At 44.0% G+C, this 20,089-nt stretch carries 16 protein-coding genes; 12 read left to right on the forward strand and 4 right to left on the reverse strand.

From position 1 onward, the window contains the following. The first annotated feature begins 42 nt into the window (after positions 1-42). From argB to DWZ47_RS15915, 3 genes are all read left to right on the forward strand, one after another. Complete coding sequence (argB, locus tag DWZ47_RS15905) at positions 43-816, forward strand: acetylglutamate kinase (protein WP_032852239.1); 774 nt, start codon at positions 43-45, stop codon at positions 814-816. A 61-nt stretch (positions 817-877) separates the two neighbouring features. Next, on the forward strand, positions 878-1,387 hold the full coding sequence (locus DWZ47_RS15910) for an RNA polymerase sigma factor (RefSeq protein ID WP_004298261.1): 510 nt from the start codon (positions 878-880) through the stop codon (positions 1,385-1,387). After that, positions 1,377-1,856 carry a hypothetical protein gene (locus DWZ47_RS15915; protein ID WP_004298260.1) on the forward strand — a complete coding sequence of 160 codons (480 nt, stop codon included), beginning with the start codon at positions 1,377-1,379 and terminating at the stop codon, positions 1,854-1,856. Before DWZ47_RS15910 ends, DWZ47_RS15915 begins: the two co-directional genes overlap by 11 nt. A gap of 182 nt (positions 1,857-2,038) precedes the next feature. Here DWZ47_RS15915 and DWZ47_RS15920 read toward each other — a convergent pair whose 3' ends face one another. Continuing rightward, positions 2,039-2,821, reverse strand: a complete 783-nt coding sequence (locus tag DWZ47_RS15920; RefSeq protein ID WP_004298259.1) for a head GIN domain-containing protein — start codon at positions 2,819-2,821, stop codon at positions 2,039-2,041. Between the two features lie 129 nt (positions 2,822-2,950). Between DWZ47_RS15920 and DWZ47_RS15925 the strand changes: the two genes are divergently transcribed. Beyond that, positions 2,951-3,649: a SprT family zinc-dependent metalloprotease gene (locus DWZ47_RS15925; protein WP_004298258.1), complete on the forward strand. Its 699-nt coding sequence runs from the start codon at positions 2,951-2,953 to the stop codon at positions 3,647-3,649. 124 nt (positions 3,650-3,773) lie between these two features. On the opposite strand, the gene DWZ47_RS15930 is transcribed toward DWZ47_RS15925, so the two are convergent. Beyond that, positions 3,774-4,169: a hypothetical protein gene (locus DWZ47_RS15930; protein WP_004298257.1), complete on the reverse strand. Its 396-nt coding sequence runs from the start codon at positions 4,167-4,169 to the stop codon at positions 3,774-3,776. A 172-nt stretch (positions 4,170-4,341) separates the two neighbouring features. Here DWZ47_RS15930 and rimP point away from each other — a divergent pair, with 172 nt between their 5' ends. The 8 genes from rimP to DWZ47_RS15970 all read left to right on the forward strand — a co-directional run bounded on the left by rimP (position 4,342) and on the right by DWZ47_RS15970 (position 14,881). Then, the gene (gene rimP, locus DWZ47_RS15935) at positions 4,342-4,809 is read left to right on the forward strand and encodes a ribosome assembly cofactor RimP (RefSeq protein WP_004298256.1); all 468 of its coding nucleotides are present in this window, start codon (positions 4,342-4,344) and stop codon (positions 4,807-4,809) included. A gap of 2 nt (positions 4,810-4,811) precedes the next feature. Continuing rightward, positions 4,812-6,107, forward strand: coding sequence for a transcription termination factor NusA (nusA, locus tag DWZ47_RS15940; protein ID WP_004298255.1), 1,296 nt, complete (start codon positions 4,812-4,814; stop codon positions 6,105-6,107). A gap of 91 nt (positions 6,108-6,198) precedes the next feature. After that, entirely contained in the window at positions 6,199-9,297 is a 3,099-nt protein-coding gene (gene infB, locus DWZ47_RS15945; protein ID WP_008776069.1) for a translation initiation factor IF-2, read from the forward strand. 186 nt (positions 9,298-9,483) lie between these two features. Beyond that, positions 9,484-10,017: a CvpA family protein gene (locus DWZ47_RS15950; protein WP_008776068.1), complete on the forward strand. Its 534-nt coding sequence runs from the start codon at positions 9,484-9,486 to the stop codon at positions 10,015-10,017. Between the two features lies 1 nt (position 10,018). Continuing rightward, on the forward strand, positions 10,019-11,497 hold the full coding sequence (gene sufB / locus DWZ47_RS15955; RefSeq protein ID WP_004307399.1) for a Fe-S cluster assembly protein SufB: 1,479 nt from the start codon (positions 10,019-10,021) through the stop codon (positions 11,495-11,497). A gap of 43 nt (positions 11,498-11,540) precedes the next feature. After that, a complete protein-coding gene (sufC, locus tag DWZ47_RS15960) occupies positions 11,541-12,293 on the forward strand; it encodes a Fe-S cluster assembly ATPase SufC (RefSeq protein ID WP_004298251.1) in 753 nt (250 codons plus the stop codon). Between the two features lie 13 nt (positions 12,294-12,306). Further along, positions 12,307-13,650 (forward strand): Fe-S cluster assembly protein SufD, encoded by a 1,344-nt coding sequence (gene sufD, locus DWZ47_RS15965; protein ID WP_004298250.1) that lies wholly within the window; start codon positions 12,307-12,309, stop codon positions 13,648-13,650. 19 nt (positions 13,651-13,669) lie between these two features. Beyond that, a complete protein-coding gene (locus DWZ47_RS15970; RefSeq protein WP_008776065.1) occupies positions 13,670-14,881 on the forward strand; it encodes an aminotransferase class V-fold PLP-dependent enzyme in 1,212 nt (403 codons plus the stop codon). Positions 14,882-15,258: 377 nt separating this feature from the next. Here the strand turns inward: DWZ47_RS15970 and DWZ47_RS15975 are convergent, their stop codons facing one another. Continuing rightward, entirely contained in the window at positions 15,259-17,448 is a 2,190-nt protein-coding gene (locus tag DWZ47_RS15975; protein WP_117513753.1) for an alpha-galactosidase, read from the reverse strand. An 82-nt stretch (positions 17,449-17,530) separates the two neighbouring features. Then, positions 17,531-19,900 (reverse strand): TonB-dependent receptor, encoded by a 2,370-nt coding sequence (locus DWZ47_RS15980; protein ID WP_117513755.1) that lies wholly within the window; start codon positions 19,898-19,900, stop codon positions 17,531-17,533. Positions 19,901-20,089: the final 189 nt, after the last annotated feature.

Consider the following 20,089-nt stretch of genomic DNA (forward strand, 5'->3'; position numbering starts at 1 on the left):
GAGCCGGATTCTCCATTCGGTGAACTTATTAGAAATCAAGAAATGAGAGAAAAACTAACAGTAATTAAGGTGGGTGGCAAAATCGTAGAAGAGGAAGCCACCCTTCGTCAGTTGTTAAATGACTTTGCCGCTATCGCCGGACATAAAGTTTTGGTTCACGGCGGCGGCCGTTCGGCTACAAAGATTGCCGCACAACTGGGTATTGAAAGCAAAATGGTAAATGGTCGTCGGATTACCGATGCTGAAACTTTGAAGGTCGTAACGATGGTATACGGCGGATTAGTGAATAAAAATATTGTGGCAGGTCTGCAGGCACGCGGAGTCAATGCACTCGGATTAACCGGGGCGGATATGAACGTGATTCGTTCGGTGAAACGCCCGGTGAAAGAGGTAGACTACGGTTTTGTAGGTGACGTGGAAAAGGTGGACGCTACTTTGTTATCCGATTTGATACATAAGGGAGTGGTTCCGGTAATGGCTCCATTGACGCATGACGGACACGGCAATATGCTGAACACGAATGCAGATACCATTGCCGGAGAAACGGCGAAAGCGTTGTCGGCCCTGTTTGATGTGACATTGGTATATTGTTTTGAGAAGAAAGGCGTGTTGCGTGACGAGAATGATGACGACAGTGTGATTCCCCAAATCACCCGTGCCGAATTTGAACAATATGTAGCTGATGGCGTTATTCAGGGAGGTATGATTCCCAAGTTGGAGAATTCTTTTGAAGCAATAAATGCAGGAGTATCTGAAGTGGTAATCACCTTAGCATCAGCGATTAATAACTCTGGTGGAACAAGAATAAAAAAATAATTCAAAAAAAAGTAGTGGGCGACTGTAACTTTTCATATCCTAGCCCGTCATTATTATAGAGATGCAAGAAATCAGCTTCCGAAACGATATTTTGCCGTTGAAGGATAAACTTTTTCGATTGGCTCTCAGAATCACCCTGGATAGGGCCGAAGCCGAGGATGTCGTTCAGGACACCATGATAAGAGTGTGGAATAAGCGTGATGAGTGGTCTCAATTTGAATCGGTCGAAGCCTATTGCCTGACAGTGGCAAAGAATCTGGCGATAGATAGAAGTCAAAAGAAAGAAGCTCAAAACGTGGAACTCACCCCCGAGATGGAGGAAGAACCTGATGCAAACAGTCCGTATGACCAGATGATTCATGATGAAAGAATGAACATTATTAATAGACTGGTAAACGAACTTCCCGAAAAACAGCGGCTTATCATGCAACTGAGGGACATTGAAGGTGAAAGCTATAAGAAAATTGCAGGGTTGCTGAATCTGACAGAGGAACAAGTTAAAGTGAACCTCTTCAGAGCCAGACAAAAAGTAAAACAAAGGTATTTAGAAATTGACGAATATGGATTATAAGGATATAGAACAGCTCCTGGAGCGATACTGGCAATGCGAAACTTCCGTTGAGGAGGAAGCAACATTGCGCGACTTCTTCGCAAAGGAGGAAGTTCCTGCTCATTTGCTTCGCTATAAAAACCTGTTTGTTTATCAACAGGTTCAGCAGGAAGTAGGACTGGGCGAAGACTTTGATACACGTATTCTGGCAGAGGTGGAGCCTACGGTCGTAAAAGCGAAACGCTTGACACTGACCGGTCGTTTTATTCCTCTGTTCAAAGCCGCTGCCGTGATTGCAATCATCCTTTCTTTGGGGAATGTGGCACAACATTCTTTCTCCGGAGATGACGGAAGTGTATTGGCAACGGATACCATTGGTAAACAAGTAACAGCACCATCGGTCGCTATTTCAAATGATGTGAAAGCGGAACAGGTTCTAGCCGATAGTTTGGCGAGGGTTAACCACAAGGTGCAAGTTATAAACGAATAGACATTTTCATTTGCTTTAAACATATAATATAGTTAGTGTGCTTAATTAAAACAACAACGAAGGCGAAACTGTGAAGTTTTCAATTCTCTCAAATTTTTAGATTAAAACTAACTAAATAAATGGGCTACCGCGCGATGCAGTAGCCCTTTTATGCTTTTAGACTGTATTTGTTCAAATTGTCTTTATTTGATCTGCCGTATGTTTTTCCGTGGAGCATCCACTTCTTGTGGATTGCCTTTATAGGCAATATCGCCACTTCCTTTCACGCGGGCAACCAGTTTTTGACTTGCATAACAACTGATGTTTCCGGATCCACTGATACTTGCATCCGTATTCTCTGCTTCTAAATCTGCAGCCTGAATGTTTCCCGATCCGGCAATAGCATATTTTGCTTGAATGGCTTTACCTTTAAGATTAATATTACCCGAACCTGAAATTCCTGCCTGACATTCCTGGCTCTCTATTTGTTGCAGTCTAACATCTCCCGATCCGTTAATTGAAACAGCCATTCTTCGGCAATTAAGCCCTTCTCCCTGAATGTTCCCCGAACCATTTATATGGAACTCGATATCTTTAGAGGTTTGTATTCCATTGATTAATTTTATATTTCCCGATCCGTTGATTGACAGCTTATTCAGTTCCGGAGCAAAAACTTTTATTTCCAGTTTTCCTTTCCATATACTGACATTCTTCTTGAATTTTATCATTAATGTATTACCGTCTACATACGTTTCTACAAGTGGTATAATGTTGTCGGAACCATGTATCTCCACGTGACTGCGTGTGTCTTGGTGATAACTGATATTGGCACTTCCCAATAGTTTGATTTCATTGAAATGATCGGCTTTTACTTCTTGGGAGATGTAGTTTTTGCTGCCTACTACGTGTTTTCCCTGCAAGCAAGAGCCGGCAGTAAGTACTAGAGACAATCCGGTGACTAATACGAGCAATAAACTTGTTTTCATAATTATGTTTTTCTATGATTGATATGACAGTTAGACGGAAGAAACTGATATAAAGTTGCATCTTCCGCGAAGTTTTTCATTGGAATCTTCTTTTTTATTACTTTTGTGGCTGTTGATAGGAGGATTATAATGGATAAGATCGTAGAAGATGACGAATTAGGACGTCTGATAGTGCGTGTCAATTCACGTGCGAGGAGTCTTGTGTTTCGTACAAAGAGTGATGCTGTTTATGTTTCAGTTCCTCCCGGCACTACATTGAAAGAAGTGAAGCAGGCAATCGAGAATCTGCGTGGTAAACTTCTGGCCTCCCGTCAAAAATTAGCCCGGCCATTGATTGATTTGGACTATAAAATTGATGCGGAACACTTTAAGTTGTCCTTGGTGTCCGGTGAAAAGGATCAGTTTCTGGCTAATTCCCGGTTGGGGGTTATGGAAATTGTTTGTCCGCCTCATGCGGATTTTACGGACGAGAAACTGCAAAGCTGGTTGCATAAGGTGATTGAAGAATCGTTGAGGCGGAATGCGAAAAGTATCCTTCCTTCACGTTTGGCTTCCTTGTCCAAGCAATGCGGACTTCCTTATTCGAGTGTGAAAATAAACTCCAGTCAGGGCAGATGGGGCAGTTGCTCGGCTCGAAAGGATATTAATTTGTCCTATTACCTGGTTCTGTTACCTTCTCATTTGATAGACTACGTGTTGCTGCACGAATTATGTCATACGCGCGAGATGAATCATAGCGAACGATTTTGGGTATTGCTCAATCAATTTACAGAAGGAAAAGCATTGGCTTTGCGGGGGGAATTGAGAAAGTATCGTACGGAGATTTAGAATACTTTATTGCCAGGATAGTGCTATCGTGTTGGCACACTTGTGTCAACACGCTGGCACAGTCGTGACAATGCGATGGCATGGTTGTGCCAATATGGTGGCACAGACTTAGTTAATACCTTTATTACTTGGCTAATTGTTTAATCCCGTCTGATTCTTTTTCGAACTGATAAGTTCCTCCTTTTTCACTAAGATCAAACGTAGACACTAATTCTGTGTTATTATCTACAATCAACAAGGCGCTCTGTTCGGCAAAACGTCCTATTTCTACAGTGTAAGGTTCTTCCGACATGGTTTTGTTGGAGATCAGACTGTCGTTGACAAATAAAGAGATAGAATCTCCGGCAAAACCTTTTACCAGACTGATCGTATAGCTTTCGATGAAATGACGTTCTTCCTGCTTTTCCCGTTGTAGCCGCATGCTCATATAGACAAAAATAACCACGACAAAAATGACGGCAAAAGCAAGAATTCCGTTACCTACCATAAACTGTTTATTTGTGTTGAGACGATGTGCCATAGTCGTTATTTTTTGAATTACGGCGTAAAGATACGAATATAGCACTGTTAATTCATACTTTTTTTCTTTAATGTTTTGTAGTCGAACAGATTATTTATATCTTTGCAACCGAAAACGGATGAAAGGTGGAGGGGCAATTAAGCTCCTTTTTTTGTTCTTATATAGCTAATAAATGATAGAAAAGAAAACTGTTTGTCAGATTGTAGAAGAGTGGCTGGAAGGAAAAGACTACTTTTTAGTAGAGGTAACCGTGAGCCCGGATGACAAGATTGTGGTTGAAATAGACCATGCAGAAGGTGTTTGGATTGAAGATTGCGTGGAGCTTAGCCGCTTCATAGAGTCGAAACTGAACCGCGAAGAGGAAGATTATGAACTGGAAGTAGGGTCGGCTGGGATCGGACAACCCTTTAAAGTTCTGCAACAGTATTATATCCACATCGGACAAGAGGTGGAAGTGCTGACCGGAGACGGACGGAAGCTGGCCGGTATACTGAAAGATGCCGATGAAGAGAAGTTTACGGTAGGCGTACAAAAGAAAGTAAAAACCGAAGGATCAAAGCGCCCGAAATTGGTAGAAGAGGACGAAACCTTCACTTATGAGCAAATAAAATATACTAAATACTTAATTAGCTTTAAATAGTTATGGCCAAAAAAGAAGAAACAATCAGCTTGATTGATACATTTTCGGAATTTAAGGAACTGAAGAATATCGATAGAACGACAATGGTTAGCGTACTCGAAGAGTCGTTCCGTAGCGTAATCGCGAAAATGTTTGGCACCGATGAAAATTACGACGTAATCGTGAACCCGGACAAGGGTGACTTCGAGATATGGCGTAACCGTGAAGTTGTGGCCGATGAAGATTTGACTAACCCGAATATGCAGATTTCGTTGAGCGAAGCACAGAAAATTGATGCTTCTTACGAAGAAGGTGAAGAGGTGACTGACGAGGTTATCTTTGCCAAGTTCGGACGTCGTGCGATCCTGAATCTTCGCCAGACACTGGCTTCCAAGATTCTGGAACTCGAAAAAGACAGTATTTATAATAAATATATAGATAAGGTAGGTACTATCATCAATGCAGAAGTATATCAGATCTGGAAAAAAGAGATGTTGCTTTTAGACGATGAAGGAAACGAATTGCTGTTACCTAAGACCGAACAAATTCCGAGCGACTTTTATCGTAAAGGTGAAACGGCCCGTGCAGTAGTTGCTCGCGTGGATAACAAGAATAATAATCCTAAGATTATCTTGTCACGTACTTCTCCCGTTTTCCTGCAACGCCTGTTCGAGATGGAAGTACCCGAAATTAATGATGGTTTGATTACCATCAAGAAGATTGCCCGTATCCCCGGCGAACGTGCCAAGATCGCGGTGGAATCTTACGATGACAGAATCGACCCTGTAGGAGCCTGTGTAGGTGTAAAGGGAAGTCGTATTCATGGCATTGTTCGTGAACTTCGCAATGAGAACATCGACGTAATCAATTATACATCGAACATCTCATTGTTTATACAGCGCGCTTTAAGCCCGGCTAAGATTTCTTCTATTCGTCTGAACGAGGAAGAGAAGAAAGCAGAGGTATTCCTCAAACCGGAAGAAGTTTCGCTGGCTATCGGTAAAGGCGGTTTGAATATCAAACTGGCCAGTATGTTAACTGAGTACACTATCGACGTGTTCCGTGAGTTGGATGAGAATGTAGCTGACGAAGATATCTATCTCGACGAGTTTAGAGACGAAATCGACGGATGGGTGATCGACGCTATCAAAGCTATCGGCATCGATACAGCGAAGGCTGTGTTGAATGCTCCTCGTGAGATGTTGATTGAAAAGACGGACTTGGAAGAAGAGACAGTGGACGAGGTAATACGCATTTTGAAATCGGAGTTTGAAGAAGAAGATCCTTCAATTGAAAATAAAGATGAAATTAAAGATTAAAAGTTGCGATACAATATAATGCAGCAGACTTTTATTTCTTAATTCTCAATTTTCAATTAAACAAGCTCCATTTATTCATTAATTTTAAAATATGACGATAAGGTTAAACAAAGTTACAAGAGATTTGAACGTAGGAATCGCGACGGTAGTTGAGTTCCTGCAAAAGAAAGGGCATACCGTTGAGGCTAATCCTAATACTAAAATTAGCGAGGAGCAATACGCTATACTCGTAAAGGAGTTTAGTACAGATAAGAACCTTAGACTTGAATCGGAGCGTTTCATACAGGAACGTCAGAATAAGGAACGTAATAAGGCGTCGGTATCGATTGAGGGCTTCGAAAAGCAGCCCGAAAAGCCGAAGTCGGAAGATGTGATTAAGACAGTCGTACCTGAGGATGCACGTCCGAAGTTTAAACCTGTCGGAAAAATAGATTTGGATAAATTGAACGGTCGTAAACCTGAAAAGGTAGAGAAAGAACCGGAACAGAAACAGGAAGAACCGGTTGTGGAACGGCCTGTCGTTAAACCCGAAGTGAAAAAGGAGCCCGAGAAGAGAGAACCCGAGGTGAAGGAGGAAGAGGTGGTGACACCTCCTGTTTCTGTAGTAGAGCCTACTCCAGTGGTGGTTGAACCCGTAGTAGTGCCGGAACCTGTAGTGGAGACGAAGCCGGTAGAAGTTGAAAAAGTAGTAGAAGAAGTGAAAAAAGAAGAGCCGAAGGTAGTAGTAGCTGCACCTGTGAAGGCGGAAGAACATAAAGAAGAAGAAAAGGTGGAAACTGCACAGGCTGAAGTAACCCCGGTAGCGGAAAAGGCTCCGGAGGATGATGGTGTTTTCAAAATCCGTCAACCGGAATTAGGCGCAAAGATTAATGTGATCGGTCAGATCGACTTGGCTGCATTGAATCAGTCTACTCGTCCCAAGAAGAAATCGAAGGAAGAGAAACGTCGCGAACGTGAAGAAAAGGAAAAAATCCGTCAGGATCAGAAGAAGTTGATGAAGGAAGCTATCATCAAGGAAATCCGTAAGGATGATTCTAAATTGGCGAAGAGCGGACCTAAGGACAGTGCGGAAGCGGCTGCTAACAAGAAGAAACGTAACCGTATCAATAAAGAGAAGGTGGACGTTAACAATGTTGCAACTTCCAACTTTGCTGCTCCAAGACCTAATGTACAGGGTAAAGGCGGCAATAGTAACGGTCAGGGTGGCCAGGCCAACGGACAGGGAAATAACAACAGAAGAAATAACAACAATAAAGATCGCTTCAAGAAACCGGTTATCAAACAGGAAGTGAGCGAGGAAGACGTAGCAAAACAGGTAAAAGAAACCCTTGCACGTCTGACAACCAAAGGTAAGAATAAAACGTCCAAATACCGTAAAGAGAAACGTGAAATGGCTTCCAACCGTATGCAGGAACTGGAAGATCAGGAAATGGCAGACAGCAAGGTATTGAAGTTGACCGAGTTCGTTACGGCTAACGAATTGGCAACGATGATGGATGTTTCTGTTAACCAGGTTATCGCTACTTGTATGAGTATTGGTATCATGGTTTCCATCAACCAGCGTTTGGATGCTGAAACCATCAATCTGGTGGCTGAAGAATTCGGATTCAAGACTGAATATGTAAGTGCGGAAGTGGCACAAGCTATCGTTGAAGAAGAAGATGCTCCGGAAGATTTGCAACCGCGCGCTCCGATTGTAACGGTGATGGGACACGTTGACCACGGTAAGACTTCTTTGCTTGACTATATCCGTAAGGCGAATGTAATTGCCGGTGAGGCCGGAGGTATTACCCAGCATATCGGTGCTTATAACGTGCAATTGGAAGACGGTCGTCGTATTACATTCCTCGATACTCCGGGTCACGAAGCGTTTACCGCTATGCGTGCACGTGGTGCCAAAGTAACGGATATTGCTATCATTATTGTGGCTGCCGATGATAACGTGATGCCACAGACGAAAGAAGCGATCAATCACGCGATGGCTGCCGGTGTACCTATTGTATTTGCAATCAATAAGGTAGATAAACCGACTGCAAATCCGGATAAGATTAAAGAAGAACTGGCTGCAATGAATTACCTTGTTGAAGAATGGGGTGGTAAATATCAGTCACAAGATATCTCTGCCAAGAAAGGTATGGGTGTGGAAGACTTGCTGGAAAAAGTATTGCTCGAAGCGGAAATGCTCGACCTGAAGGCAAATCCGAACCGTAATGCTACGGGTTCCATCATCGAATCTTCACTGGATAAGGGACGCGGATATGTAGCTACTGTATTGGTATCTAACGGTACTTTGAAAGTAGGAGACATCGTATTGGCGGGAACCAGCTACGGACGTGTGAAGGCTATGTTCAACGAACGTAACCAACGCGTCAAGGAAGCAGGACCTTCCGAACCGGCATTGATTCTGGGATTGAATGGTGCTCCTGCCGCAGGTGACACATTCCATGTAGTCGAAAGCGATCAGGAAGCTCGTGAGATCACTAATAAACGTGAGCAGCTGGCTCGTGAACAAGGTTTGCGTACGCAGAAGATCCTTACATTGGATGAATTGGGTCGTCGTATTGCTTTGGGTAACTTCCAGGAATTGAACATCATCGTTAAGGGTGACGTGGATGGTTCTGTGGAAGCGTTGAGCGATTCGTTGATTAAGTTGTCTACGGAACAAATTCAGGTAAATGTTATCCATAAGGGTGTGGGAGCAATTTCTGAATCTGATGTTTCTCTGGCTGCTGCTTCGGATGCGATTATTGTCGGATTCCAGGTACGTCCTTCGGGTGCTGCCGGTAAGATGGCCGACCAAGAGGGTGTTGACATCCGTAAGTATTCTGTCATCTACGATGCAATCGAAGAGGTAAAGGCTGCTATGGAAGGTATGTTGGCTCCGGAAGTAAAGGAACAGATTACTGCAACCATCGAAATCCGCGAAGTATTCAATATTACGAAAGTCGGTCTTGTAGCCGGAGCAATGGTGAAGACCGGAAAGGTGAAACGCAGCGACAAGGCTCGTTTGATCCGCGATGGTATCGTAATCTTTACCGGAAACATCAACGCATTGAAACGCTTCAAGGACGATGTGAAGGAAGTAGGTACAAACTTCGAGTGTGGTATCAGTCTGGTGAACTGCAACGACATGAAGGTAGGCGATATGATCGAGACATTCGAAGAAATAGAAGTGAAACAGACGCTGTAAATATAGTAAGGTTATAAGTGTATTATAATGTTATAATATAGCAGAGGTCATGATTGATAAAGAGGTGGTAATGTGGTACTGTTTGCAGAACACCACCTTACCACCTTATTTTTTATCATTCGGCACCTTCTCATTATAATCAGCTTATATACGACTTATTGGTTTATAGCTTATAACATAATAAACGTGGCAACGATTGATATAATTATCCTTATTGTAATAGGCGCCGGAGCGATTGTAGGTTTTGTAAAAGGCTTCATTCGTCAGTTGGCTTCTATTTTGGGGTTAATAGTCGGTCTGTTGGCAGCGAAAGCTCTGTATGCTTCTTTGGCGGAAAAGCTTTGCCCGACAGTGACGGATTCAATGACAGTTGCGCAAGTGTTGGCTTTTATCATGATCTGGATTGCCGTACCATTGATCTTTGTATTGATTGCCTCGCTATTGACAAAAGCAATGCAGGCTATTTCGTTGAACTGGTTGAATCGCTGGTTAGGAAGTGGGCTGGGAGCACTTAAGTTTCTGTTGTTAACGAGTGTAGTGATTGGTGCGATAGAGTTTGTGGACAGCGATAATAAGTTAATTAGTGCAACAAAAAAGGAAGAATCTTTGTTATATTATCCGATGGAAACGTTTGCGGGGATCTTTTTCCCTGCTGCGAAGAATATGACGCAACAATATATATTAGAGAATAAAGATAAAGATGCAACAAGAACCCAATAAAATGAAACCCAATCAGAAAGACGAACTTGAAAAGAAGACTGATAATGAGTTTGTCCGGAAATTTGCGGAGGAGAAATATAAATACGGTTTCACCACAGAGGTGCATACGGACATCATTGAGCGTGGACTTAATGAAGATGTCATTCGTCTGATTTCATCGAAAAAGGACGAACCGGAGTGGTTGCTGGAGTTTCGACTGAAAGCGTATCGCCATTGGCTGACGCTGGAAATGCCTACCTGGGCACATCTCCGTATCCCTGAAATTGATTATCAGGCGATTTCTTATTATGCCGATCCGACAAAGAAGAAAGAAGGACCGAAGAGCATGGAGGAAGTCGATCCTGAACTGATAAAGACGTTTAATAAACTGGGAATTCCTTTGGAAGAGCAAATGGCTCTTAGTGGAATGGCAGTGGATGCCGTTATGGACTCTGTTTCCGTAAAGACTACCTTCAAGGAAACGCTGATGGAGAAAGGAATTATATTCTGCTCGTTCAGTGAAGCCGTGCGGGAGCATCCGGATTTGGTGAAGAAATATATGGGCTCGGTAGTAGGTTATCGGGACAATTTCTTTGCAGCGTTGAATTCCGCAGTGTTCTCTGACGGCTCTTTCGTGTATATTCCGAAAGGAGTACGTTGCCCGATGGAGCTTTCCACTTATTTCCGTATCAATGCCCGTAACACGGGACAGTTTGAGCGTACGCTGATTGTAGCGGATGATGATTCGTATGTTTCTTATCTGGAAGGATGTACGGCTCCGATGCGGGATGAAAATCAGCTGCATGCCGCTATCGTTGAGATCATTGTGCATGACCGTGCAGAGGTAAAATACAGTACCGTTCAGAACTGGTATCCGGGAGATGCAGAAGGCAAGGGCGGTGTATACAACTTTGTGACTAAACGCGGTAACTGTAAAGGAGTGGACAGTAAATTATCCTGGACACAAGTGGAAACCGGTTCGGCAATCACCTGGAAATATCCTTCCTGTATCCTGACGGGCGATAACTCGACCGCTGAATTCTATTCCGTAGCTGTAACGAACAACTATCAGCAGGCAGATACCGGAACGAAGATGATTCATCTGGGTAAGAACACTCGTAGTACGATTGTAAGTAAAGGCATTTCTGCCGGACATAGTGAGAACTCCTATCGTGGGTTGGTACGCGTGGCCGAGAAAGCGGATAATGCCCGTAATTATAGCCAGTGTGACTCTCTGTTGCTGGGAGATAAGTGTGGTGCACATACCTTCCCGTATATGGATATTCACAATGAGACGGCAGTGGTAGAACATGAAGCTACGACAAGCAAGATTAGTGAAGACCAGATATTTTATTGCAACCAGCGCGGTATTCCGACAGAAGATGCTATCGGACTTATTGTGAACGGATATGCAAAGGAAGTGTTGAATAAACTTCCGATGGAGTTTGCGGTAGAAGCACAGAAGCTGCTTACCATCTCATTGGAAGGAAGCGTGGGGTGATGTTGACTTTTTAATAGTAAATCGTAAAATCGTAAATATAATCATGTTAGAAATAAAAGACCTGCATGCCAGCATTAATGGCAAAGAGATATTGAAAGGTATTAACCTGACGGTGAATCCCGGTGAGGTGCACGCTATTATGGGACCGAATGGTTCCGGTAAAAGTACGCTTTCCTCCGTATTGGTGGGTAATCCGGCTTTTGAGGTAACAAAAGGTTCGGTCACTTTTTATGGAAAGGATCTGTTGGAGTTGAGCCCCGAAGATCGTAGCCATGAAGGAATCTTCCTTAGTTTCCAGTATCCGGTGGAAATCCCGGGTGTGAGCATGGTGAACTTTATGCGTGCTGCTGTGAATGAGCAACGTAAATATAAAGGTCTGCCTGCACTGACAGCCAGTGAGTTTCTGAAACTAATGCGTGAGAAACGTGCGGTGGTAGAGTTGGATAATAAACTGGCTAACCGTTCGGTGAATGAAGGCTTTTCCGGTGGTGAGAAGAAACGGAACGAGATTTTCCAGATGGCTATGCTAGAACCGCGTTTGAGCATCCTCGACGAGACAGACTCCGGTTTGGATATTGATGCGCTCCGTATTGTTGCGGAAGGGGTGAACAAGTTGAAAACTCCTGAAACAAGTACAATCGTTATTACCCACTACCAACGTTTGCTCGATTATATCAAGCCTGATATTGTGCATGTCCTTTATAAAGGTCGTATCGTAAAAACTGCCGGACCGGAACTTGCTCTGGAACTGGAAGAAAAAGGATACGATTGGATCAAGAAAGAAGTAGGAGAATGACAAATATAAAACGATGATGGTTGAACAACAATATATAGAACTTTTCTCACAGACGGAAGCGATGATCTGTAAGCATAGTGCCGAAGTGCTGAATGCACCTCGTGCGTCAGCATTTGCCGATTTTGAGCGACTCGGATTTCCGACCCGTAAGATGGAGAAGTACAAATATACGGATGTGAGCAAGTACTTTGAACCGGATTTCGGTTTGAACTTGAATCGTTTGGCTATTCCGGTCAATCCGTATGAAGTGTTTAAGTGTGATGTGCCGAATATGAGTACCTCCTTGTATTTTGTGGTAAATGACACATTTTATAATAGAGCGCTTCCCACAGGAAATCTGCCGGAAGGTGTGATTTTCGGTAGCCTGAAAGAAGTGGCCGAGCAACACCCGGAATTGGTGAAGAAATATTACGGTCAACTGGCAGATACCTCTAAAGATGGTGTGACTGCTTTCAATACCGCTTTTGCACAAGATGGCGTTGTCTTTTATGTGCCGAAGAATGTGGTGGTGGAAAAAACAATCCAGTTGGTAAATATCCTGCGTGCAGATGTTAACTTTATGGTGAACCGTCGCGTACTGATTATCCTGGAGGATGGCGCGCAAGCCCGTTTGCTGATTTGTGACCATGCAATGGATAATGTGAACTTCCTGGCGACACAAGTTATTGAAGTATTTGCTGGTGAGAATGCGGTATTCGATATGTATGAACTGGAAGAAACACATACAAGCACAGTTCGTATCAGTAACCTGTATGTAAAGCAAGAGGCCAACAGCAATGTATTGCTCAACGGAATGACTTTGCATAATGGTACTACCCGCAACACGACCGAAGTGTTGCTGGCAGGAGAAGGAGCCGAAATAAACCTTTGTGGTATGGCGATTGCCGATAAAAACCAGCACGTAGACAATCATACAAGTATTGACCATGCCGTACCGAACTGTACCAGCAATGAGCTGTTCAAGTATGTGCTCGACGACCAGTCGGTAGGTGCGTTTGCCGGATTGGTACTCGTGCGCCCCGATGCACAACATACGAATTCCCAACAGACTAACCGGAATCTTTGTGCTACGCGTGATGCAAGAATGTATACACAACCTCAATTGGAGATTTATGCGGATGATGTGAAATGTTCGCATGGAGCAACAGTAGGCCAGTTGGATGAAGGCGCATTATTCTACATGCGTTCGCGCGGTATTGCAGAGAAAGAAGCCCGTCTGCTGTTGATGTTCGCATTTGTCAACGAAGTGATCGATACCATTCGTTTGGAAGCGCTGAAAGATCGTTTGCATCTATTAGTAGAGAAACGTTTCCGTGGCGAGTTGAATAGATGTCAGGGTTGTGCCATTTGTAAGTAACCACTAAAAAATAATGAACGTGGATATTCAAAAGATACGTGAAGATTTTCCGATATTGAGCCGTACGGTTTACGGTAAACCTTTGGTTTATTTCGACAACGGTGCGACAACACAGAAACCCCGTCTGGTGGTTGATGCGTTGGTGGATGAATATTATTCCGTCAATGCCAATGTGCATCGCGGCGTACATTATCTTTCCCAGCAAGCTACGGAACTGCATGAAGCTTCCCGTGAAACGGTACGTGAGTTTATCAATGCCCATAGCACGAATGAAGTTGTCTTTACACGCGGAACAACAGAAAGTATCAACCTGCTTGTTTCCAGCTTCGGCGACGAGTTTATGGAAGAAGGGGATGAAGTGATTGTTTCCGTGATGGAACATCATAGCAACATCGTTCCCTGGCAACTGTTGGCTGCCCGTAAAGGAATTGCCATAAAAGTCATCCCGATGAATGATAAAGGCGAACTTCTGCTGGATGAATATGAAAAACTATTTTCCGAACGCACGAAAATAGTCAGCGTAGTTCATGTATCGAACGTACTGGGTACAGTGAATCCGGTGAAGGAGATGATCGCAACAGCTCATGCGCATGGTGTACCTTGCCTGATAGATGCTGCACAGTCTATTCCTCACATGAAAGTGGATGTACAGGAGTTGGATGCCGATTTTCTGGTATTCTCCGCCCATAAGATATATGGTCCGACAGGTGTCGGAGTACTTTATGGAAAAGAAGAATGGTTAGATCGCCTTCCACCTTATCAGGGAGGAGGAGAGATGATTCAGCATGTCTCTTTCGAGAAGACCACTTTTAATGAACTTCCTTTCAAGTTTGAAGCCGGTACGCCCGACTATATCGGAACTACCGGACTGGCAAAAGCCCTTGATTATGTGAACGGACATGGCATTGAACAGATAGCCGCCCATGAGCATGAACTGACAACTTACGCTTTGCAACGTCTGAAAGAAATCCCCCATATACGTATATTTGGTGAAGCAGCCGAACGGGGAGCGGTCATTTCTTTCCTGGTGGGAGATATCCATCATTTCGACCTCGGCACGTTGCTGGATCGTCTAGGTATTGCCGTGAGAACAGGGCATCATTGTGCACAACCTCTCATGCAACGTCTTGGCATAGAAGGAACTGTACGTGCTTCGTTTGCCATGTACAATACCAAATCGGAAATAGACACTTTGGTGGCAGGAATTGAACGTGTCAGCAAGATGTTTTAAAGATATGAGCTGCTATTCCTGTGGAGTAGCGGCTTTTTTTATTCTTTAACTAAAAAAAGAGGGCCTCGAGTGCAGTGATTTGAGCTTTCGTGCGTCTAATAGGTAAAGAAACAAAATGTTCATTGAATATCAGGAGGGTCGTGAGACCATGCTTATATTATATAAATTCTCTCTCTTTAACATTAATGCAGCTATATCGTAAAAAGTTACGGTGTAGCTGCAACTTTTTTAGAGACTTCCTCCGTCTAATAGAATAGTTGTAACCATTGAAACAGCTGTTGCGATTGAAGATGAATTGAATATTATTGTATGTAAAAAGAAAGGGGAAACGCTGATAACAGCGAATCCCCCTTTTTTATCGATTATTTCCTTCCTTTTTATTCAGCAGTCAGCTCAATTACGCGGCTGAAAGCCTGATTTGTTGTGAAAGCATTGATTCCCACTTTCATCAGATAATCTCCTGAATAAGTTTTCTCATTGGCAGCCAGATTCGATTTGGAATTCGGCATCAGGTTGATTTCTTTCACCTTATACATTTTCTTCGCATCCAGTCCCTGAAGTTTTACCGGGAGCAGTTTCTCACCGAAACGTGGGTGGATATCGTAGGTATAAAGCACAGCTTTGTTCTTATCCGGTGAGGCATACATGAGAGACATGTGATTGCCATCGTAGGGAGAAACCAATCTGTATTGATCGCCGTCCAGAATCACTTTTTTCAGACGCGTCCAGTTGGCAACTGCATTCTGGCAGTAAGTCTGTTCGTCTGCATTCAGTTCCTTCAGTCCAAGGTCAAAGCCCAGTTTGCACATACTTGCCACATCCGTACGGAACTTCACGCTTGTGTTCTTGTTCCAGCTGGTTACGTGTGCACACATGGCTTTTGCCGGGAAGATTTGTGAGAATCCCCACTGGATAAACAGACGTTCTATCGGGTCTGTGTTGTCGCTGCACCAGAATTCTGTGTAATATTTCAGAGCTTCGTAGTCGCAACGGGCGCCACCGCCGGAGCAGAGCATCATTGGCACGTTTGGATATTTGTCTTTGATACGTTTCAATACATTGTATATACCACGTACATGGTCGATATAAAGCTGTCCCTGTTTATTTTTTAAATATGGAGAATAAACATTTGTAATTGGAGAGTTACAGTCCCATTTAAAGAAAGCCACTTCCGGATTCTCTGTCAGGATCTTATCCACTACACCATATACAAAGTCCTGTACTTTCGGATTGCTAAGATCGAGTACCAGCTGATTACGGTAATAATATGTTTCGCGGTTAGGCAGTTGGATAGCCCAGTCGGGATGTTTTTCGAACAACTCACTTTTAGGGTTAACCATTTCCGGTTCAATCCAGATACCAAATTTCACTCCGGCTTCTTTGGCAGACTGTACAAGGGCAGGAATACCGCCCGGCAGTTTGGATCTCATCACTTCCCAGTCACCCAGTCCGGCATTGTCACTGTTGCGTGGGTGCTTGTTGCCAAACCAGCCGTCATCCAGCAGGAACATATCTACACCAAGATGTTTAGCTTCCTTCATCAGTTCGGCAAGCAGTTCCTCATTGAATTTGAAGTAAGTATTTTCCCAGTTGTTTAATAAAGTCATACGGTCGCCTTGTCCGTCTTTCAGCTGATAGTTGCGTGCCCATGCGTGAAGGTTGCGGCTGGCTTCGCCCGTACCGTTGTTGCTGAAAGTAAAGATGAATTCAGGAGTTGTAAACACTTCATTCGGCTTCAGTTCATAATCAGATGCATAAGGATTGATGGCGGGGATTACACGGAGGTTACCTACGTTGTCCACTTCGAAAGTGAACTGGAAGTTTCCTGTCCATCCGATAGTACCTAGCATGGCACGTCCCTGCGCTTCCTGTGTCGGTTGTTCAAAACCAAGCTCAAAGAACGGGTGGGTGTGCATGGCAGCACGGCTTCCCAGTTTGGTGTCGATCACCTTTTTACCGAACAACAGAGGCTGTGTGCTCATTTGTGCTTCTTTTGCCCAATCGCTACTGAATTCTGTCAGGTAATATTCGTTTCCGGAGAAATAAAGCATGGTGGAAGCATAACGCCATAAGGTCACAGGCTTCTTTTCAGCATGTTTGATTTCGCTCCACGTCTTGATGACGTTTTCTTTCGGATAAGCGATGTAATGCAGTGTGACTTCTACCGGATACTGATTATCTTTTAGTTGAATAATCGTTTCCGTTCCGCCCGCCACTGCCTTCTGCTCGGAGGATATATAGCGGAGAATCGTACTCGGGTTCCCGTCATTGTGCGTGATAGCTACAGCCGGTTCAAAATAATCTTCGGCGCCGGAGCCCGGATATACTTCCCATCCGCGGGTGGATACGCTACCGTCACTTCCTCCTTTTACGTAAGGAGAAAAGTTGTTGATGTCTTTCTCGTTCAGTAACTTATCGCCCAGATAAGCCTGATAGAGTCGTCCGTTAGGAGCTACTTGGAGAATTAAGTCTGTGTTGTCCGTTGCGATGCGGATAACGTTCTTTTCCTGGGCGTCCACTTGCGTCAGGGTAAACAATGCCATAAGTAATACGAAAAGTTTCTTCATGGTTTTTTAATAATTAATTAGGTATTAGTTAGTTTGTGGGCATAGAATGCCGCAAAGATAATTATAATTCGTCAGGAATGAACTAGAATTTAATGCTTGCGCTAAATTCTACGGTAAATGGGCGTAAATAATTTCCACTCATATAGTTGCCTGCATACTGGGCAGCTTCTTCTTTGGTAATCAGTTCCGAACCGTTGATGGTTCCGCTGGCCCCCTTCTGATTCAGGAAGTTGATGACTGTTGCCCCTAAAGAAAGATGCTTGTTTACATTCCAGTTGATCCCCCCGAAAGTTTCCCAGCGACCGTTGAAATAGAGGGCTTCCTGGAGATTGGCGTAAGTCTTGCCGAAATAGCGGAAACTAAGCCAAAGGCGTAAGTCCTTCGTGATATTATAGCTTGGGTCGAGTTCGACAAGAATCTGCGGAATCTCTTTTACAATCATCCCATTGGCGTTGACAGACATTTCCGAACCATCGTTGAATGTGACGCTTGCGTTATAGTTCTTGTAAACAGGTTTCTGATACGTGAACAGAGCGTGCAGGTGAAAACCTTTGAACGGGTCGATTTCGGCAGATGTGGTCCATCCCAGTGTTTTGATATTATAAATAAGCAATACGGTCTTTCCTTCTTCCGTTCCCGGTTTCGTCAGGTTTTGCTGGTCAATATTATTAGATTTAGAGATATAGGTAACCATAGAGGTGAGGTTGATCCACTTGTTCTTGTAGAACAAACCGCCACGGATTAACGGTATGGTGACACGTTTGTATTGCTCTTCCGTAGGACCTGTTCCGGCATATTCGTTGATACGTGGGAAGCGGGTGGCTACTGTTCCGTCGGCAGTCAGGCCGAATTGCCCGCTTACGTTGTAAGTGGCGCGGAGCGTGGCGGCATAGTTCAGTTTATCCTTTACCACTTTGGCGGGATGAATGCTGCGTTGTGTGGCAATGATATTTCCTGTTTCTTCCTCTTTGCTATAAGTGGTAAAGTCGCCGATGCGGAAACCCGGGAAACGGGAAGCGGATATTTGATCGGCACTCATCCGGTAATATTCCAGGCGTCCGCCATAATAGATATTGAATTGGGGAGTTACTTGCCAGTTGTCTGTAAAGTAAAGGGCGAGTTTGTTCTCATATCCCTTTGTATATTCGGGACTAAGTTCGTTGTACCCGTATGTCTGTACGCGTTGACCGGTCAGAGTAGGGTCCAGGGAACTTGTAGTTGTGGAAGTCAGCAACTGTGGATAGTTCTGTACGGTGGCCATCCATTGCAGAGAAGAGGAATAATAATCAAGATGGTAATGCCATTCGTTCACTCCCAGACGCAGATCATGGTTGCCAAAGGTCTTGTTTAGCTCGGAAGTGATTAGGAAGTTTTTCACTTTGCCTACGTGCAACCAGGTGCGGCGACCTTCTGCCAGTCCCTCATACGGATCACCGTTTGATAACGTAAAACCATCGTTGGCGGTTACTTCGCTGATGGTGCTGCCTCCGAAGTCGACATAGTTGGCACGTGGAGCATCCATATATTTCAGATTGAATTTCCATAGCAGATCGTTCCTGAAACGATAATCGGAGATCAATGCAATCTCATTGGCACGGTTTTCAGAACCATTGCCCAAGTTCCATGTTTTCATCTTTCCGTCTCTTACGTCCATGTATGGGAAAGAACCGTTCTGCGGAACATAAGAATTTGTTCCCAGTTTGAAACCGTCTATCTCTTTGACCGAGCCGTCGCCGACATAGATAAAAGGAGCTGCATTGGCATAGCTGGCCGGATTTTCACTGCGGGAGTGTTTGTAGAGCAAAGATATTTTGCCGCGTCCGTTGTTGAAGAGACGGGTCAGGCCGGCATGATAAATCTCTGTGCGGTCTGCATAGTTCGTATATTCCAGGTCGAAACTTCCCGGGTCGAAGTTCTGGTAAATGCTTGCCGTGTAAAGCCATTGGTCATTGATGGCTCCTGAAACATTGAAGTCGAAGTTCTGCATACCGAAATGATTGGTGCGGTAGTTTAATATACCTTGGAAATCCTTTTGTCCCAGTTTGCTGAATGAGTTGACGGAGTAAGCAATATTACCGGTCGTGATGGCCGATTCGGAAGGAGATAAAAGTCCTACTTCTCCCAGGCTGCTGTCGCTACGCCAATGAGCGGCAAGTTTGTGAACGGTAGAGGAATATACGGCAGGAAGTCCATTCTCATAGACATTAACGTCCTCGCTGGGAAGTCCGATTTGAATTTCGCGGGGTTTGTTGGCGTCAGAAGCATTCAGCATCACATTGCGTTCGCCTTCTTCTGATTCTTTTTTAGTAGAGTTGGCAGGAATCGTATCCTGCTTCATTTCGGTTCGGTTCGTCTTTTTCTTGTTCACCTGAATGTTCGCTGCATTCCCGTTGGAAGGAATCAGTTGCAACAGGGTTGCTAGAGTAAGGCAACTAAAGGTTACTTTTTTCATCACTTGTATTCATTTAAAGATTTGGAAGTTCACATCGGTTGTGTCATTTTGACGAAGGCAAAGATAGGAGGAGGAGAAACAAGTGGCTATACTCTTTTTTGTCAAGATGTGCAAGAGATGTTTCAAGTGTGCGATAGCCCTTTGCAGTGCGACATTTATTGCCATCCGTGCAACAAATGTTTCATCCTT

The organism is Bacteroides sp. AF32-8BH, assembly GCF_003435205.1.
In the GTDB taxonomy this organism is placed as follows: Bacteria; Bacteroidota; Bacteroidia; order Bacteroidales; family Bacteroidaceae; genus Bacteroides; species Bacteroides ovatus.

Excerpts from the sequence above, each read along its gene's own strand:
- nusA (WP_004298255.1), top strand. The coding sequence starts at position 4,812 with ATGGCCAAAAAAGAAGAAACAATCAGCTTGATTGATACATTTTCGGAA.
- DWZ47_RS15910 (WP_004298261.1), top strand. The coding sequence starts at position 878 with ATGCAAGAAATCAGCTTCCGAAACGATATTTTGCCGTTGAAGGATAAA.
- sufB (WP_004307399.1), top strand. The coding sequence starts at position 10,019 with ATGAAACCCAATCAGAAAGACGAACTTGAAAAGAAGACTGATAATGAG.
- infB (WP_008776069.1), top strand. The coding sequence starts at position 6,199 with ATGACGATAAGGTTAAACAAAGTTACAAGAGATTTGAACGTAGGAATC.
- DWZ47_RS15980 (WP_117513755.1), bottom strand. The coding sequence starts at position 19,900 with ATGAAAAAAGTAACCTTTAGTTGCCTTACTCTAGCAACCCTGTTGCAA.
- argB (WP_032852239.1), top strand. The coding sequence starts at position 43 with ATGAGAGAAAAACTAACAGTAATTAAGGTGGGTGGCAAAATCGTAGAA.
- sufC (WP_004298251.1), top strand. The coding sequence starts at position 11,541 with ATGTTAGAAATAAAAGACCTGCATGCCAGCATTAATGGCAAAGAGATA.
- DWZ47_RS15920 (WP_004298259.1), bottom strand. The coding sequence starts at position 2,821 with ATGAAAACAAGTTTATTGCTCGTATTAGTCACCGGATTGTCTCTAGTA.
- DWZ47_RS15975 (WP_117513753.1), bottom strand. The coding sequence starts at position 17,448 with ATGAAGAAACTTTTCGTATTACTTATGGCATTGTTTACCCTGACGCAA.
- sufD (WP_004298250.1), top strand. The coding sequence starts at position 12,307 with ATGATGGTTGAACAACAATATATAGAACTTTTCTCACAGACGGAAGCG.
- DWZ47_RS15915 (WP_004298260.1), top strand. The coding sequence starts at position 1,377 with ATGGATTATAAGGATATAGAACAGCTCCTGGAGCGATACTGGCAATGC.
- DWZ47_RS15930 (WP_004298257.1), bottom strand. The coding sequence starts at position 4,169 with ATGGCACATCGTCTCAACACAAATAAACAGTTTATGGTAGGTAACGGA.
- rimP (WP_004298256.1), top strand. The coding sequence starts at position 4,342 with ATGATAGAAAAGAAAACTGTTTGTCAGATTGTAGAAGAGTGGCTGGAA.
- DWZ47_RS15925 (WP_004298258.1), top strand. The coding sequence starts at position 2,951 with ATGGATAAGATCGTAGAAGATGACGAATTAGGACGTCTGATAGTGCGT.